Origin of the sequence: Ectopseudomonas khazarica, assembly GCF_004521985.1 — a bacterium.
GTDB classification, from domain to species: domain Bacteria; phylum Pseudomonadota; class Gammaproteobacteria; order Pseudomonadales; family Pseudomonadaceae; genus Aquipseudomonas; species Aquipseudomonas khazarica.
In genome coordinates, this window is record NZ_SBHZ01000010.1 from 1 (window position 1) to 15,731 (window position 15,731).

Here is a 15,731-nt window from a genome sequence, read left to right on the forward strand (position 1 = left end):
GGTTGGCTTCGATGCGGTCGGCGATCTTCAGCAGGATGTGCGAACGCTCCTGCACGCTGGTGCGGCCCCAGGCGTCGGCGGCGGCATGGGCGGCGTCCAGCGCCTTGTCGATGTCGGCGGCGTTGGAACGGGGGAATTCGGCGATCACCGAGCCGTCGACCGGGCTGGTGTTGCTGAAGTACTGGCCGCTGAGCGGGGCGACGAATTCACCACCGATGTAGTTGCCGTAGCGCGGCTTGAGGGTGACGACGGCGCCAGGGGTACCGGGTTTGGCATAGAGCATGAGCGTTCTCCGAAACGATGTTGTTCTAGTTGTGCGTAGCAGGTGAGCTGGGATGTCCAGCCAGGGGGCGGCTCGGATCGAGCGACAGCGAACCCTGGGGCTCGGACCGATCATGAGCCGATTTCATCTGCGCAACTTGACCGCAAGGGCGAGGTGCTGTCGTGCAAAGTCAACTTCGTCTGACGCTGGCGGGGCGTGTCGCAATGGGTCAACTCGGCCGCCTTGTTTTGGTGCGAGTGTTTCAAAACGACTCACTCGCCAGGCATGGCGCTGCCCTTTGATGTCGCGTCGAGGCTGGAAACGCCTGGCTGGCTGCCTCAGGTTGGTGCGGCGTGTTTCTTGCTTTCGAACAGCCATTGTCACGAAGGAGGACCTGATGAGTTCCTTTCTCTCTCAGGCCGGCGCTACGCTCGGTGCCTCGCTCCTGTCCGGTGCCCCGGCCAATGCCGGTGTGCTGGCAGCGGCGGCGAGCGGCCTGTGTGGATTCATCGAAAAGCACGGCGGTGATCCGGATCGCATTCTCGGCGTATCCGGCATCGACCCCGAGTGCCTGCGCCACCCGACCCTGAGCCTGGCGCTGCCCAACTACTGCCAGGTGCTGGAGGAGGCCGCGCACCAGTCCGGCTGCGACAACTTCGGTCTGTACTACGGTCAGCAGTTCAAGCCCCAGGCCCTCGGCCTGCTGGGCTACATCGGGCTGTGCTCGGCCACGCTCGAACAGGCGCTGATCAACTTCGCGCGGGCCTTCCCGCTGCATCAGCGCAACAGCCTGATTCGCCTGGTCGACGAGGGCGAGTGCTACCGCTTCGACTATCAGGTGCGCCATGGCGCCATTCTCAGTCGGCGGCAGGACGCCGAGTTGACCCTGGGCATGGTGCTCAACCTGGTGCGTCATGTGCTCGGCAGCCAATGGGCGCCGCGCGCCGTGCATTTCGAGCACCCGCGACCGGAGTGCTGGCATGAGCACTGTAAGGTGTTCGATGCGCCGGTGTACTTCGAGCAGCCATTCAACTCGCTGCTGATTCCCAAGCGCGGCCTGAACCGTGCCATGCCGGACAGCGATTCGGTGCTGCTGATGGTGATGCAGGATTCGCTGAACCAGATCAGCAGCCTGTGCGGCCGTGGCGAGCGGGACATGGTCAACGATGTACGCGAGCAGATCCGTCAGCGCCTGCTGTACGGCGAGCCGGCGCTGGATGAGGTGGCCGAGCTGCTGGGCATGACCAGCTGGTCCCTGCAGCGGCGCCTGCGCGAGCAGGGCCTGAGCTTCTCGCAACTGGTGGACAACGTGCGCCGCGAACTGGCCAACCGCTACCTGCGTGAGCCGCAGCTGCCGATCTCGCAGCTGGCCCTGTTGCTCGGCTATTCGGAAACCAGCGCGTTCTCGCGGGCCTTCCGCCGCTGGTTCGGCATCAGCCCGCGGCAGTGGCGGCGTGAAGGTGCCTGAGGCTCAGTAGGCCGCGCGGATGGCGCGCACGTCGTAGCCGTGGATGACCTGCCCGCGCATGTCGATCACTGGCACGCCGCGTCCGCCCAGGGCCTGGTAGGTGGCGCGGCCGGCGCTGTCCTTCTCGATATCCACTTCGCGATAGGCGATGCCATCGGCGGCGAACAGTTCGCGGGTCTTGGCGCAGTAGCCGCACCAGCTGGTGGCATAGAGCACGATCTCGCCGCTGGCGGTGCTGGCCTGTGGCGGGTTGAGCCAGCGCTCGAGCTTGTCCCAGTGCTGGAACAGGGCCAGGGCGGCGAGAATCAGCAGGATCTTCTTCATCGGGACACGTCCTTGTGCGGGGTGGCGGCTTGCAATTGCGCCAGAGTAAAGGGTGGAGGGCGATCCGGCCACTGCAATTGCAGGCGCTCCAGCTCACGCGCCAGCAGGCTGGCCAGCAGCAGGTCGCGTAGCCAGCGCTTGTGCGCGGGGATCACGTACCAGGGCGCATCAGCGCTGTGGCTGGCACTGAGCAGGTCGCTCCAGCGGCGCTGGCGCTCTGCGAACTGGCGATGCGACTGCAGGTCGCTGCGCTTGAGCTTCCAGCGTTTCTCCGGCTTTTCCAGGCGTTGGCGCAGGCGCTGGTACTGCTCGTCGGCGTCGATCTGCAGGTAGCACTTGAGCACATGGATGCCGCGGGCAGGCAGTTGGCGCTCGAACGCCAGCAACTCGGCCAGACGCGTGGGCAGCTCGTCCTCGCCGCACAAACCGTCGAGCGGGTCGCAGATCAGCGCTTCGTAGTGGCTGCGGTTGAACACCCCGAGCATGCCCGGTGCCGGCAGGCGCTGGCGATAGCGTTCGAGGAAGTGTGCCTGGCGCTCCTGCGCGCTCGGCGCCTGGAAGCCGTGAATGCTCAGACCCTGTGGGTTGCAGGCGCTCAGGACCCGGCGAATCACGCCGTCCTTGCCACTGCAGTCAGGCCCTTGCAGCACCAGCAGCAGCGCCTGGCGGCGATTGGCCCAGAGGCGTGTCTGCTGGTCCTGCAGCCAGGGCCGGAGTCGTGCCAGGCGGGCCTTGGCCGCATGCTTGTCGAGGCCGAAGGTACGCGCCGGGTCGCCTGCCAGCGGCGCCGCAACCTGGCAGCGGCAGCTCGCCAGTAGCGCGTCGCCGAGGCGCAGGTCCATCTCAGTCCTGGCGGCGCTTGAGCTGATCCTTCAGCTGGGTCGGCAGCTGGCGGATGATCAGCATGTCGCGGCCTTCGTCGTACTCCACCTTCGAGCCCAGCAGGTGCGCCTCGAAGCTGATCGACAGGCCTTCGGCGCGGCCGGTGAAGCGCTGGAACTGGCTGAGGGTGCGCTTGTCCGCCGGAAACTCCGGGGCCATGCCGTAATCCTTGTTGCGGATGTGCTCGTAGAAGGCCTTGGGACGCTCTTCATCGATCAGCCCGGAGAGCTCTTCCAGGGTGATCGGCTCGCCCATTTTGGCCTGGCCGCTGGCGTAGCCGACCAGTGTCTTGGTCTTCTCGCGGGCCTGCTCTTCGGGCAGGTCCTCGCTTTCCACGTAGTCGCTGAAGGCCTTGAGCAGGGTGCGCGTCTCGCCGGGACCGTCGACGCCTTCCTGGCAGCCGATGAAGTCGCGGAAGTAGTCCGAGACCTTCTTGCCGTTCTTGCCCTTGATGAACGAGATGTACTGCTTGGACTGCTTGTTGTTCTGCCACTCGCTGATGTTGATGCGTGCGGCCAGGTGCAGCTGGCCGAGGTCCAGGTGCTTGGCCGGGGTCACGTCCAGCGCGTCAGTGACGGCCACGCCTTCGCTGTGATGCAGCAGGGCGATGGCCAGGTAGTCGGTCATGCCCTGCTGGTAGTGGGCGAACAGCACGTGGCCGCCGGTGGACAGGTTGGACTCTTCCATCAGCTTCTGCAGCTGTTCCACGGCCTGGCGGCTGAAGGCGGTGAAGTCCTGCTCGCCATCGAGGTAGGCCTTGAGCCAGCCGCTGAAGGGGTAGGCGCCGGATTCCTCGTGGAACAGGCCCCAGGCCTTGCCCTGCTTGGCGTTGTAGCTCTCGTTGAGGTCGGCCAGGAGGTTCTCCATGGCTTGCGACGTGGCCAGCTCGCTGTCGCGGGCATGCAGCGCGGCGGGGCTGCCGTCGGGCTTCTTGTCGATCAGGTGGACGATGCAGTGACGGATCGGCATGGCGGTCTCGATGGGCAAATGAAACAGGGGCGCAGTTTACCCGAAGCGGGTGACGGATTCTGGTGCGGATGCATCGGCGCACGGTGCAGCCGCGTGGGGTGGATGTCGCCTTTTACATCCACCATAGGTGAGTCGACGCTGTGGATGCCGGGCTGTTCGCCCGGCGTTGCCGGGCATGGTGGATCGATGAAGCGTGATCCACCCTACGGTCGCGTGGGGTGGATGTCGCCTTTTACATCCACCGTGGGTGAGTCGGCGCGGTGGATGCCGGGTTGTTCGCCCGGCGTTGCCGGGCATGGTGGATCGATGAAGCGTGATCCACCCTACGGTCTGGTGCGGATGCATTGGTGCGCGGTGCCGCCACGTAGGGTGGATGTCGCTTTTTACATCCACCGTGGGTGAGTCGGCGCGGTGGATGCCGGGCTGTCCGTCAGGCGTTGCCGGGCATGGTGGATCGATGAAGCGCGACCCACCCTACGGCTGGCGGCGTTGCTGCAGGGTCTTCAGGCGCTCGACCACGTAGCGCACGTGCAGGTGCAGCTCGTACAGCTGGTTGGAGTAGGACAGCGGCACTTCCACCGCCGCCAGTTCGTCCTCCAGCTTCTCCAGGCGTTCGATCTCGCTGTCCAGCTCGTCCGGCAGCGAGCCGGCGTGGAGCTTGCGGTCGATCTCGCGCAGGTACTTGTACCAGCGATAGATGCGCGCCCGGATACGCCACTGGTAGATCGGCCCGACGGCCTTGAACAGCGGGATCATCACCACGATCAGCGGGATCAGCAGGATGATGTAGCGGTCGGCCAGCGAGGCGATGCGAAACGGCAGGTAGCGCTGCAGGATCGGCAGGCCCTTGGCGTAGTAGTGTTCGGCATCCTTGTGCAGTTCGAAGGTGCGCGGTTCGGCGCTGGGATAGGCGCCGGCGGTATCGAGCAGGGTGCCGTTCCTCATCACTTCGCGGCTGGCCTCGAGAAACAGCGGCACCAGCCCGGGGTTGAAGTCGTCGTTGACCACCAGGGTGGCCACCGGGGCCAGGGTGACGATGTCGCGGTCCGGTGCGTTGCTGGCCAGGTCGAGCAGGCCTTCGCCGACCGTCACCTGGTTGAAGAACGGCAGGCGCGCCTCGTAGGCCGCTGCGCGACGAAAGTGCGCCAGGGCGATATCGGGGTTGGCGGCCAGTTGCTGCACCAGGGCATTCTCCGCCGGGCCGACGAAGAACGCCGCGTCCAGCTCGCCGGCCAGCAGTGCGCGTGCGGCCTTGCCGCCGCCGATGTTCTGCCAGGTGTCGGGATACTGCTCGGGCAGGATCGCGTTGGCGCCGAGGATGGCGTCGCTGGCAGCGCGGGTGCCGCTGCCCTCGCCACCCAGGCCGAGCTTCAGCGGCAACAGGTCGGCGATGCGGTCCAGGCCGGTTTCACGGCGATAGAACAGCCAGAGCGGCTCCTGATAGATCGCCCCCAGGCTCTGCAGGCGCGTCTGCTCGTCCGGCGACAGTTGCCGCTCCAGGCCGCTTTGCACCAGGCCGATCTGCACGGCCGGGTCATCGGCCAGCAGGCGCTGCAGGTTGTCGCGCGAGCCCGAGGTCGGCACCAGGCTGAGTTCGAAACCCTCCTTGGCCAGTTCTTCCTTGAGGCGTTCGGCGAACTGCTGGTAGGCCCCGCCCTGGGTGCCGGTGGCCATGCTGGCGCTCATCGGCGGTGGCGGCGCGACGAACTGGAACAGCGCCCAGACCAGGCCGGCCACCACCGGGACGATCCACAGGTTGGCCAGGATCATGATCTTCAGGTCGTTGAGTACGCGGCGCATGGGGCTTCCTTGGGGCTGGGTTCAGGGTAAGGATAGAACCCCATGCGCCCCGAGGTCATCTGTAGCGCGGCTGGCCGGTAGCAATGCGGCTGACGGACGTAGGGTGGACGACGCTTCACCCGTCCAGCGACAGCGCCTTGCGCGAAAAGAGCGTCATCCACCCTGCGCCAGCGCCTTGTGCCTGTCGCGCAGGTGGCTCAACAGCAGCAAGGCGGCAAACAGCGCCACGGCATACAGGGCGTCGCTGCCGAGCATCACCAGCACCGCGCTGCACAGCACTGCGCTGAGTCCGGCCAGCAGGCGCCAGATACCATGCAGCAGGCTCCAGCCTGCGGCCATGCTGAGCAGGTAGATCAGCACGAAGTTGCCGTTGGCGTAGCGGATCAGGTCATCCACCGACAGTTGCAGCACGGCCGAGAGCAGCGCGCACAGCGCGCAACTGATCACGACCAGCAGCAAGGCCCGGCCGGGAACGCCATGGGCGTTGCGCACCGCCAGCCGGGCAGGCAGGCGGCCCTCGTCGGCCAGGCTCCAGATCAGGCGGGCGAAGCCCTGGATGTACACGTTCATCGAGGCGAAGCAGGCCAGGTAGCCGAGCACCGCCACCAGCACGCGGGCGCGCTCGCCGAGCAGCTGCTCGAACAGCCGGGGCAGGGCGGTGGTGTCACTGTGCACGTCGCCGTAGGTGGCGAAGCTCAGGACCGCCACCGAACAGGCCCAGTACACCAGGCCGGCGAGCAGCACGCCGAGCAGCAAGGCTAGCGGGAAGTCCCGCTGCGGGTGTTTGAACTCCTCGCCCAGATGGGTGAAGGCCTCGATGCCGACGAAGCACCAGAACATCACCCCCAGCGCCGTCGGCAGCAGGTGCCACTGGCCGTCCAGCGCCGGCAACAGCGGCTGGTCGGCATGGGGCAGGTCGCCCATCCACCAGATCAGCGCCACGCTGGCGACGATGGCCACGGCGATCAGCCCCTGCAGCAGGCCCGAGGCCCTGGGCGGGCGCTGGCCGAGCAGGAGGATGGCGCCCAGGGTCGCCAGCTCGATGATCAGCAGGTCGCTGCGGTCGAGGTCGAACAGGGCCAGCCAGAAGCCACTGGCGATATGCAGGGCCGCCGGCAGGCCCACGGGCAGCACGGCGAGAAACAGCAGGGCGCTGACGCTCTCCATGCGCAGGCCGAAGGCGCGGCCGATCAGGTGCGGTGCCCCGCCCGCGTGGGGGAAGCGCTTGCCCAGTTGGGCGAAGGTGAATGCCACCGGCAGCACCAGGGCGATGAGCATCAGCCAGGCCCACAGCGACGCCTCGCCAGCGGCGGTGGCCGCCAGTGCCGGCACCACGAAGATGCCAGTGCCGAGCAGCGATGTGCTGAGCAGGGCAATGCCCTGCAGCAGGCCCAGCTCCTTGTTGAGTCGACTCATGGGGTATGCTCACGCCTTTGCAGATCCCGCTATGGTAAGCCGCCGCCTGATTACAGGCTGCCGCCTTTCACCGACGAAATGGCGGTTCTTCCCGTCAACCTGATTGCCGCTCGAGAAACACCGTGGACAAGTTCGATCGCCAGATCCTCGCTCTGCTGCGCAGCGACGCGCGCACCTCCGTCAGCCAGATCGCCCGCGAGGTCAGTCTTTCCCGCTCGGCTGTCAGCGAGCGCATTCGCCACCTGGAACAGAGCGGCGTCATCCGCGGCTATCACGCCCAGGTCGCGGCGCCGGGTGAGGGTGGGGTCAAGGCCTTCCTCGAACTGTTCTACCAGAACGCCCGTTGCCAGGATTACGTCGAGCGCATGCGTGAATACCCGGAAATTCGCCACTGCAGCGGCATCAGCGGGGAAACCGACATGCTGGTGCTGGTCGAGGCGCCGAGCATGGCGCGCCTGAGCGAGGTCCGCGCGGCCATCGAGGCCTTCCCGCAGATGCAGCGGGTCAAGACCCACATCGTCGTCCAGGACTGGCCGCTATGAGCCTGCGCGTGCTGCACAGCTCCGACTGGCACCTGGGCCAGCACTTCATGGGCAAGACCCGCCAGGCCGAGCACCAGGCCTTCTGCGCCTGGCTGCTGGAGCAGGTGCGGGCGCATGCCGTGGATGTGCTGCTGATCGCCGGTGACGTATTCGACACCGGTGCGCCGCCCAGCTACGCCCGCGAGCAGTACTACCGCCTGGTGGTCGAACTGCGCGACGCCGGCTGCGCGCTGGTGGTCCTGGGGGGCAACCACGATTCGCCGGCCATGCTTGGCGAAAGCCGCAGCCTGCTGGCGCAGCTGGGCACCCAGGTGGTGCCGGCGGTGGGCCTCGACCTGGCCGAGCAGGTGCTGGTGCTGAATGATCGCCGCGGCCAGCCGGGCGCCATCCTCTGCGCCATCCCCTTCATTCGTCCGCGCGACGTGCTGGCCAGCCAGGCCGGGCAGAGCGCGCAGGACAAGCAGCAGTCGCTGCAACAGGCCATTGCCGCGCACTACCAGGCCCTGCACGCGCTGGCGCTGGAGCGGCGCAACGAGATCGGGCAGCCGCTGCCGATCATCGCCAGCGGCCACCTGACCACGGTCGGCGCCAGCGCCAGTGAGTCGGTGCGCGAGATCTACGTCGGCAGCCTGGAGGCCTTTCCCACCAGTGCTTTCCCGCCCGCCGACTACATCGCCCTGGGCCACATCCATCGGCCGCAGAAGGTCGGTGGCCTGGAGCATGTGCGCTACAGCGGTTCGCCGATCGCCCTGTCGTTCGATGAAACGCGCCAGCAGAAGGAAGTGCTGCTGCTGGAATTCGGCGAGGCCAGCCTGCAGTCGATCACGCCGCTGGCCGTGCCGGTGTTTCAGCCCATGGCCAGCCTGCGTGGCTCGCTCAAGGAACTGGCCGGCGCCATCGCCGAGGTCGCTGCCCAGGGCACGGGCGAGCGGCCGGTGTGGCTGGAGGTGCAGGTCAGCACCGACGACTACCTCAGCGACCTGCAAGGCCGCATCAGCGCCCTCTGCGAGGGGCATGCCGTGGAGGTGCTGCGCATCCGTCGCGAGCGTGGCAACGCCAGTGCCAGCCTGGCCAGCGCCGCACGGGAGACGCTGGACGAATTGTCCGTCGAGGATGTCTTCGCCAGGCGCCTGCAACAGGAGGTACTGGACGAGGCGGACAGCCAGCGCCTGCTCGAGCGGTATCGCCAGGTGCTGGAGGCCGTGCAGGAACGCCAGGAGCGCTAGGTGCGTGGCGCGGCATTTTGCCCGACAGCGCTGGCCGCGCGGGGCAAAGTCGCTATAGTGCACGCTCTTTCGATCTACCCGTGCTGCGAGGGTGGTGCCGAATGCGGGCGCAGGCTCGCTGGCCGCTGTCCTGCCGTAGCCGCCGCAACTGAAGGATCAGTGTGTGAAGTGTCTGGTGGTATTCGCCCATCCGCTGCAGGACAGCCTCTGTCGCCACCTGTGCGATGAAACCGTCGCGCACCTGGCGGGCAAGGGCTACGACATCGAGTTGCTGGACCTCTACGCCAGCACATTCGACCCACGGCTCAGCGAGGCCGAGCGGCAGAGCTACTACGCCGGCGCGTTCGACGCCGGGCACCTGCAGGCCCAGCTGCGTCAGTTGCAGGCGGCGCAGTCGCTGGTGCTGGTCTTCCCCACCTGGTGGTTCGGCTTCCCGGCCATTCTCAAGGGCTGGTTCGACCGCGTCTGGGCGCCGGGCCATGCCTATCAGCATGCCGCCGATCTCGGTGCGATCACCCCGGGCCTGTTGCAGTTGCAGGAGGTGCGGGTGGTTACCACGCTGGGCTCGCCCTGGTGGGTCGACCTGTTCGTCTTGCGCCGGCCCGTCAGGCGGGTGCTCAAGCTCGCCCTGCTGGGGGCCTGTACCCGGGGCTGCAGCTTCCGGATGTTGTCGTTCTACCGCAGTGAGAAGGCCGACCGCGCGCGCGTCGACGCCTTCGTGAGGAAGATCAGGGCGCGTTTCTGAGCGCGCGGACGTGATGCGCCGGCCGTGATGCCGGCGCCTGGCAAGGAGAGTCGTGATGTTGCTACAGGCCAATGGGTTCTTGCTGCTGGGGGCGCTGCTGACGGCGCTGGCCGGCGTGCTGCACTTTGCCTGCATCTTCTGGGGGGCGCGGGGTTTCCAGGTGCTTGGCGCCGGTGAACAGCTGGTGGCGATGGCCGCACGGCGTCACTGGTATCCGCCGGTGGTGGCCTGCGCCATTGGCTGCGTGCTGTTGCTGTGGGCGCTGCTGACGCTGTCTGCCGCCGGCCTCGGCCCGCAGCTGGCGCTGGCGAAATGGGCGGTGCTGCTGATCACCCTGGTCTACCTCGGCCGGGCCCTGGCCTTTCCCTGGCTCAAGCGGGTGATCATCGGCAACAGCGAGCGCTTCTGGCACCTGAGCTCATTGCTGTGCCTGGGGCTGGCGGCGCTGCACGGCGTCGGCCTGGCCCAGGTCTGGCAGGCCGCCTAGGCACTTCGACAGAGCGACGAGCGGCGGCATGTAGCGTTCGCCAAACCACAAGAAATACAGAGGTCGAGCATGCAACTGACGGAATACCGCGTCATCACGGCGCACACCAGCGAGTACCCCGAGCCGATCCAGTTCGAGGCCGGCGCCCCGCTGACGCTGGGGGAAGTCTACGAGGGACCGGAGGACTGGCAGGACTGGCGTTTCTGCCACACGCCGGGCCAGGCCGGCGGCTGGGTCCCGCAGCAGATCATCGAGGTGATCGCCGGCGACCGGGGCCGCGCGCGCGAGGACTATAGCGCCCGCGAGCTGGACGTCGTGATGGGCGAGCGGGTGCTGGCCGGGCGACAACTGAATGGCTGGGCCTGGTGCCAGCGCAGCAGTGGCGACGCGTCGGGCTGGGTGCCGTTGGAAAATCTGCAGGCCGAGGGCGCCGCGCGATGAGCCGCCGACTGTCATCGACCGCGTTGTCCGCCGCAGGGCAGCGCCTGCATGAGCGGCCGTCATGAGCCATGCCTTGATCGCGCCGATGCTGGCCCATGTCGGTCTGGCCGGCTTTCTCTATGTGCTCCTGACCCTGGCGCGTGCGCCCAGTATCTGGGGCATCGGGCGGCGCGCCGATGGCTCGAACCCCTGGGCCGAGGTCGAGCCGCGCATCAGCGCCAACCTGTCCAACCAGTTCGAATGGCCGCTGCTGTTCTACGTCGCCTGCCTGCTGCTGATCCAGGCCGGCGTGCAGTCGCCGCTCGCGACCTGGCTGGCGTGGGGTTTCATCGGCGGGCGCCTGGCACACAGCCTGGTACAGATCGGCACCGGCAACGTGCGCCTGCGCGGCCTGGTGTTCACCCTCAACTTCCTGGCCGCGCTCGGGCTCTGGGCGTTGGTGCTGCAGCGCTATCTGCATGGCTAGCAACGAATCTCGCGGCCGACACTGGAGTCTGGACTGCGCGTGACGACGCCGATCCGGCAATAGCGATCTATGCTGTCGATGATGGCAAATGGACAGGGGTGCTAGGGTGCTGACGACACTGGCCCGGTTGCTGGACCCGCTGCATGGGGTGCCGGATGCGACCCGACAGCGTTTCGAGGACTGGTATCGCCAGGCGGCGATTCCACAGATTCGCTATGTCGCCTTCCTGACCATGGGGCTGTACCTGATCTACGCCGCCATCGAGCAGAATGTCGAAACCGATCAGCCCTTCGCACGCTTCATCGTGCATGCGCTGATGGTGCCGGGGGCCCTGCTGGCTACCGGGCTGCTCAGTTTTCGACCCGGCCGGCAGACGCTGATGCTCGGCCTGCTGTCATGCGCGCCCATCGTGTCGGTGCTGTCGAATCTCTACTTCAACTTCGGCTCGTCACGCTTCGCGCTCTACGCGCCGGAAATCTACCTGAACCTGATGTGGACGTTCGCCATCTCGGGCCTGACCCTGAAGCGCGCGATGGCCACGGCACTGGTCTCGCTGTCGGCGATTCTCCTGGTCACCCTCGAACACTCACTCACCCCGGGGCCGCAGCGCCTGCACCTGATCTGGATTCTCGCCTCGTTCTCCTTCGGGCTGCTCAGTGCCTTCCTGCTGGAGAAGGCGCACAAACGCATGTTCCTGCAGCAGGACAGCCTGGAACTGAGCGCCAGCCTCGACGGCCTGACCGGGCTGTGGAACCGCTCGCGCACCGAGGCGTTCCTCGCCGACGAGCAGGCCAGGGCCAACCGCTACGGCACGCCGTTCTCGGTGGTGCTGATCGACATCGACCATTTCAAGCACGTCAATGACACCTTTGGTCATGCGGTGGGCGACAGCGTGCTGCGCCAGTTCGCCACGCTGCTGCGCGAGAACGTGCGCGCGGTGGACAAGGTCGGCCGCTTCGGGGGCGAGGAGTTTCTCATCGTCCTGCCGGAGATCGGCTCGCATCAGGCCGTGGCAGCCGTGCAGGCGCTGCGGCGGCGTATCCAGGCGTTCGCCTTCGACACCGTCGAGCGCAAGACCGCCAGCTTCGGTATCGCCGAATACCGCCCAGGCGAAACTCTGGAGGCACTGATGGCCCGGGCCGACAAGGCGATGTATCGGGCCAAGGCCAGCGGCCGCGACCGCGTCGAGGCGCTGTAGCGGCATTCGGGCCTGCAGCGCGCGGCGGAGAATGCCAGAATGGCCGCCTCCAACGGCTTTCGACCTGTGCATGAAAATCCTCAGCCTGCGCCTCAAGAACCTCAACTCCCTGAAGGGGGAGTGGAAGATCGACTTCGCCGCCGAGCCCTTCGCCGGCAGCGGCCTGTTCGCCATCACCGGGCCGACCGGCGCCGGCAAGACCACCTTGCTCGATGCCATCTGCCTCGCGCTCTATCACCGCACGCCGCGCATGAGCACGCTGTCGGCCAGCGGCAACGAGCTGATGACCCGGCACACCGCCGACTGCCTGGCCGAAGTCGAGTTCGAGGTCAGGGGGCAGGGCTACCGTGCGTTCTGGAGCCAGCGCCGAGCGCGGGACAAGGTCGACGGCGCGTTGCAGGCACCCAAGGTGGAGCTGGCGCGCATCGAGGGTGGCGAAATCCTCACCGACAGGATCCGCGAGAAGGAGAGCCTGACCGCCGAACTGACCGGTCTGGACTTCGAGCGCTTCACCAAATCCATGCTGCTGGCCCAGGGCGGTTTCGCCGCGTTCCTCGAGGCCAACGCCAACCAGCGTGCCGAACTGCTGGAAGAACTGACCGGCACCGAGGTCTACGGGCGGATTTCCCAGCAGGTCTACGAACGCACCAAGGCTGCCGAGCAGGCGCTGGGCCTGCTGAAAAGCCGCGCCCAGGGCATGGAACTGCTGGATGAAGCGCAGCGCACCGAGCTGCAGGGCGAAGCCGAGCGCCTGGCGCAGGAGCAGGCGCCGCTGCTCGCCGAGCAACAGGCGCTGCAAGGGCAGCAGCGCTGGCGAGAAGCCTTGCAGCGTGCCGAGCAGCAGGCCGCCGAAGCGGCGCAAGCCGTGCAACAGGCCCGGCAGCGCCAGGCCGACGCGGGCGATGAGCTGCAGCGCCTGGCTGCCAGCGAGCCGGCCTCGCGCCTGCTGCCCCTGCACCAGGCCTGGCAGCAGGCGCGGCAGGAGCACGAGCGGGCCGAGCACGACCTGCTCGCGCTGCGCGAACGGATGCAGGCCTGCGCCGAACGTGAGCGGCTGGCGCTGTGGCAGGCCAGCCGTTATGCCGCGCACGGTTGTGCCCAGCGTCAGGCCGCGCTGACGCAGCTGCAGCAGCAGTATGCCGAGGTGCAGGCCTGGCTGGGCGAGCGCAGCCAGCATGCGCGTCTGGGCGAGCTGCTCAGCGGCTGGGACGAGCGCTTCACCCAGCGTTCCAGGGACGAGCAGGGCGTGCAGGCGGCGCAGGCGCGGCTGAGCGAATCCGCCACGCAGCTCGCCGCGCTGCAGCGCCAGCGTGAGACGCAGGGCGCGCGTCTGACCACGCTGCAACAGCAGCTGGAGCAGGCGCGCGCTGCCGAGGCGCAGCAGCAGGCCAGCGTGCAGGACCTGCTGGGCGCGGCGGGAGAGGCGGGCCTGTGGCAGGAGGTGCAGGGCCAGCAGGCGCGCAGCCGCGTGTTCGACCGCTTGCAGCAACTGGCGCAGCGCCGCGAGACGCTGGGCGGGCAACTCGCCGCGCTGCCGCCGCGCCTGGCCGAACTGCAGCGTCTGCAGACGGACAGGAATACCGAGATCGGCGCGCTGCGCGAGCGCTACAAGGCGCTCAAGCAGCAGTGCGCCGACAAGGAAAAGCTGCTGGAGCAGGAACAGCGCATCCACGACCTGGAGGCCCATCGCGCCCGCCTGCAGCCGGGCGAGGCCTGCCCGCTGTGCGGCTCGCATGAGCATCCGGCGATCGAGCAGTACCAGGCGCTGAATGTCTCCGCCACCGAACAGGCGCTGGCGCAGTGCCGCAGCGACCTGGGCGAGCTGGAGAACCAGGGGGCCAGCCTGCGTGACGAGCTGACCCGCCTGGCCGCGCAGATCGAGCAGCTGCACGCGCAGCAGGCCGAGGCCCAGGCGCAGTTGCAGCCGCTGGATCAGCAATGGCAGCAGCAACTGAGCGAGCATGACATCCGCCTGCACGATGCTGCCGAGCTCGGCCCCATGCAACAGCAGCACGAGCAGGCGCTGGCGGCGCTGCAGGCGCGTCTGCAGACCGTGCAACAGCAGCAGGCCGAACTGCAGCGTCTGCGCGAGCTGCGCGAGACGGCCGAGCGTGAGCAGAGCGAAGCACAGCGGCAGCAGGCCCTGCTCGAACGCGATCTGGACAACACCCAGGCGCGTCTGGCCGAGCAACAGGCCGACCTGAACGATCTGCAGGCCGGGCAGGCGCAGCAGGCCCAGGCATTGCTGGCCAGCCTGGAGGGTTTCGCCAGCGAACTGCCGGCCGACGGCGAGGGCTGGTTGGCGCAGCAGAAGGCGGCCTGGCAGGCCTGGCGCGACACGCAGGCACGCGAGCAGCAGTTGCTCGAGCAGAAGCACGAGGCGCAGCGACAGCTGGACGAGGACCAGGCGCAGGCTGCGCAGTGGTTGCAGCGCTGGCAGGCCGCAGGCGTGGCTGACCTGGCCGAGCCTGCAGCCGTGAGCGATTCACGGCAGGCCTGGCGCGAGGCCGCCGAGCGCTTGGCCGCCGCGCAGCGTGAACGCGATGGCCTGGCCGGCAGCGAGCAGGCCCAGGTGGCGTTGCAGGCACGCCTGCAGGCGCGCCTGGATGACTGCCAGCAGGCCTGGCAGCAGGCGTTGGCCGGCAGCCCGTTCGCCGACCAGGCGGCGTTCGAAGCGGCGCTGCTGGGTGATGATGAACGTCAGCGCCTGCTGCAGCTGAAGGCCGATCTGGAGCGCGCGCACACCCAGGCGGCGACCTTGCAGGCGGCGGCGCAGGCCGAGGTACAGCGCCTCCAGGGCGAGGCGCAGAGCGCCCTGAGCCTGGCCGAGCTGGGCGAACAGATCCAGGCCCTGCAGGATCGCCTGCGTGCATTGAGCGAGCGCCAGGGTGAGGTGCGGGCCCAGCTTCAGGCCGACGCGGCACGGCGCAGCAGCCAGCAGGCGCTGTTCGCCGAAATCGCCGCACAGGAGGGCGAGCATGCCCTCTGGCAGCAACTCAACGGCCTGATCGGTTCGGCCGATGGCGCCAAGTTCCGCAAGTTCGCCCAGGGCCTGACCCTCGATCACCTGATCCACCTGGCGAACCGCCAGCTGACCCGCCTGCACGGCCGCTACCAGCTGGCGCGCAAGAGCAGCGGCGAGCTGGAGCTGGAGGTGCGTGACACCTGGCAGGCCGACGTGGCCCGTGATTGCCGCACGCTGTCCGGCGGCGAGAGTTTCCTGGTCAGCCTGGCCCTGGCCCTGGCGCTGTCCGATCTGGTCAGCCACAAGACCAGTATCGACTCGCTGTTCCTCGATGAAGGCTTCGGCACGCTGGATGGCGAGACCCTGGAGGTGGCGCTGGACGCCCTGGACAACCTCAACGCCAGCGGCAAGACCATCGGCGTGATCAGTCACGTCGAGGCGATGAAGGAGCGTATTCCCGTGCAGCTGCGGGTACACAAGGGCGTCGGCCTCGGCTACAGCCGGCTCGATGCGCGTTTCGCGGTGAAGGAAGGAGCGTAG

General features: G+C 67.7%; 15 protein-coding genes. 9 read left to right on the forward strand and 6 right to left on the reverse strand.

What is annotated here, in order from left to right; genetic code table 11:
* Positions 1-283: aldehyde dehydrogenase family protein (locus EPK82_RS14090; RefSeq protein ID WP_134676959.1), on the reverse strand; the 283-nt coding region annotated here is incomplete at its 3' end.
* A 376-nt stretch (positions 284-659) separates the two neighbouring features.
* On the opposite strand from EPK82_RS14090, the gene qhpR reads away from it, so the two are divergent.
* Positions 660-1,730 (forward strand): AraC-like transcriptional regulator QhpR, encoded by a 1,071-nt coding sequence (gene qhpR / locus EPK82_RS14095; protein ID WP_134676960.1) that lies wholly within the window; start codon positions 660-662, stop codon positions 1,728-1,730.
* Between the two features lie 3 nt (positions 1,731-1,733).
* On the opposite strand, the gene EPK82_RS14100 is transcribed toward qhpR, so the two are convergent.
* The 5 genes from EPK82_RS14100 to yjeH form a co-directional block, all read right to left on the reverse strand.
* On the reverse strand, positions 1,734-2,054 hold the full coding sequence (locus tag EPK82_RS14100; RefSeq protein WP_037049770.1) for a glutaredoxin family protein: 321 nt from the start codon (positions 2,052-2,054) through the stop codon (positions 1,734-1,736).
* On the reverse strand, positions 2,051-2,896 hold the full coding sequence (locus tag EPK82_RS14105) for a polyphosphate kinase 2 family protein (RefSeq protein ID WP_134676961.1): 846 nt from the start codon (positions 2,894-2,896) through the stop codon (positions 2,051-2,053). The genes EPK82_RS14100 and EPK82_RS14105 overlap by 4 nt, the downstream gene beginning before the upstream one ends.
* A gap of 1 nt (position 2,897) precedes the next feature.
* Positions 2,898-3,905, reverse strand: coding sequence for a nucleoid-associated protein YejK (gene yejK / locus EPK82_RS14110; RefSeq protein WP_037049760.1), 1,008 nt, complete (start codon positions 3,903-3,905; stop codon positions 2,898-2,900).
* Positions 3,906-4,379: 474 nt separating this feature from the next.
* Positions 4,380-5,705 carry a TAXI family TRAP transporter solute-binding subunit gene (locus EPK82_RS14115; protein WP_134676962.1) on the reverse strand — a complete coding sequence of 442 codons (1,326 nt, stop codon included), beginning with the start codon at positions 5,703-5,705 and terminating at the stop codon, positions 4,380-4,382.
* A gap of 153 nt (positions 5,706-5,858) precedes the next feature.
* Complete coding sequence (gene yjeH, locus EPK82_RS14120) at positions 5,859-7,121, reverse strand: L-methionine/branched-chain amino acid transporter (RefSeq protein WP_037049684.1); 1,263 nt, start codon at positions 7,119-7,121, stop codon at positions 5,859-5,861.
* A 122-nt stretch (positions 7,122-7,243) separates the two neighbouring features.
* Here yjeH and EPK82_RS14125 point away from each other — a divergent pair, with 122 nt between their 5' ends.
* The 8 genes from EPK82_RS14125 to EPK82_RS14160 all read left to right on the forward strand — a co-directional run bounded on the left by EPK82_RS14125 (position 7,244) and on the right by EPK82_RS14160 (position 15,731).
* A complete protein-coding gene (locus EPK82_RS14125; RefSeq protein WP_037049681.1) occupies positions 7,244-7,663 on the forward strand; it encodes an Lrp/AsnC family transcriptional regulator in 420 nt (139 codons plus the stop codon).
* Positions 7,660-8,889: an exonuclease subunit SbcD gene (gene sbcD, locus EPK82_RS14130; protein WP_134676963.1), complete on the forward strand. Its 1,230-nt coding sequence runs from the start codon at positions 7,660-7,662 to the stop codon at positions 8,887-8,889. Before EPK82_RS14125 ends, sbcD begins: the two co-directional genes overlap by 4 nt.
* A gap of 163 nt (positions 8,890-9,052) precedes the next feature.
* Complete coding sequence (locus tag EPK82_RS14135) at positions 9,053-9,634, forward strand: NAD(P)H-dependent oxidoreductase (protein WP_134676964.1); 582 nt, start codon at positions 9,053-9,055, stop codon at positions 9,632-9,634.
* 55 nt (positions 9,635-9,689) lie between these two features.
* Positions 9,690-10,121, forward strand: coding sequence for a hypothetical protein (locus EPK82_RS14140; RefSeq protein ID WP_134676965.1), 432 nt, complete (start codon positions 9,690-9,692; stop codon positions 10,119-10,121).
* 69 nt (positions 10,122-10,190) lie between these two features.
* Positions 10,191-10,562, forward strand: a complete 372-nt coding sequence (locus EPK82_RS14145; protein WP_134676966.1) for an SH3 domain-containing protein — start codon at positions 10,191-10,193, stop codon at positions 10,560-10,562.
* A gap of 61 nt (positions 10,563-10,623) precedes the next feature.
* Positions 10,624-11,028 carry an MAPEG family protein gene (locus tag EPK82_RS14150; protein WP_037049667.1) on the forward strand — a complete coding sequence of 135 codons (405 nt, stop codon included), beginning with the start codon at positions 10,624-10,626 and terminating at the stop codon, positions 11,026-11,028.
* Between the two features lie 106 nt (positions 11,029-11,134).
* Positions 11,135-12,226 (forward strand): GGDEF domain-containing protein, encoded by a 1,092-nt coding sequence (locus EPK82_RS14155; RefSeq protein WP_230622805.1) that lies wholly within the window; start codon positions 11,135-11,137, stop codon positions 12,224-12,226.
* A 70-nt stretch (positions 12,227-12,296) separates the two neighbouring features.
* Positions 12,297-15,731, forward strand: a complete 3,435-nt coding sequence (locus EPK82_RS14160; protein WP_134676967.1) for an AAA family ATPase — start codon at positions 12,297-12,299, stop codon at positions 15,729-15,731.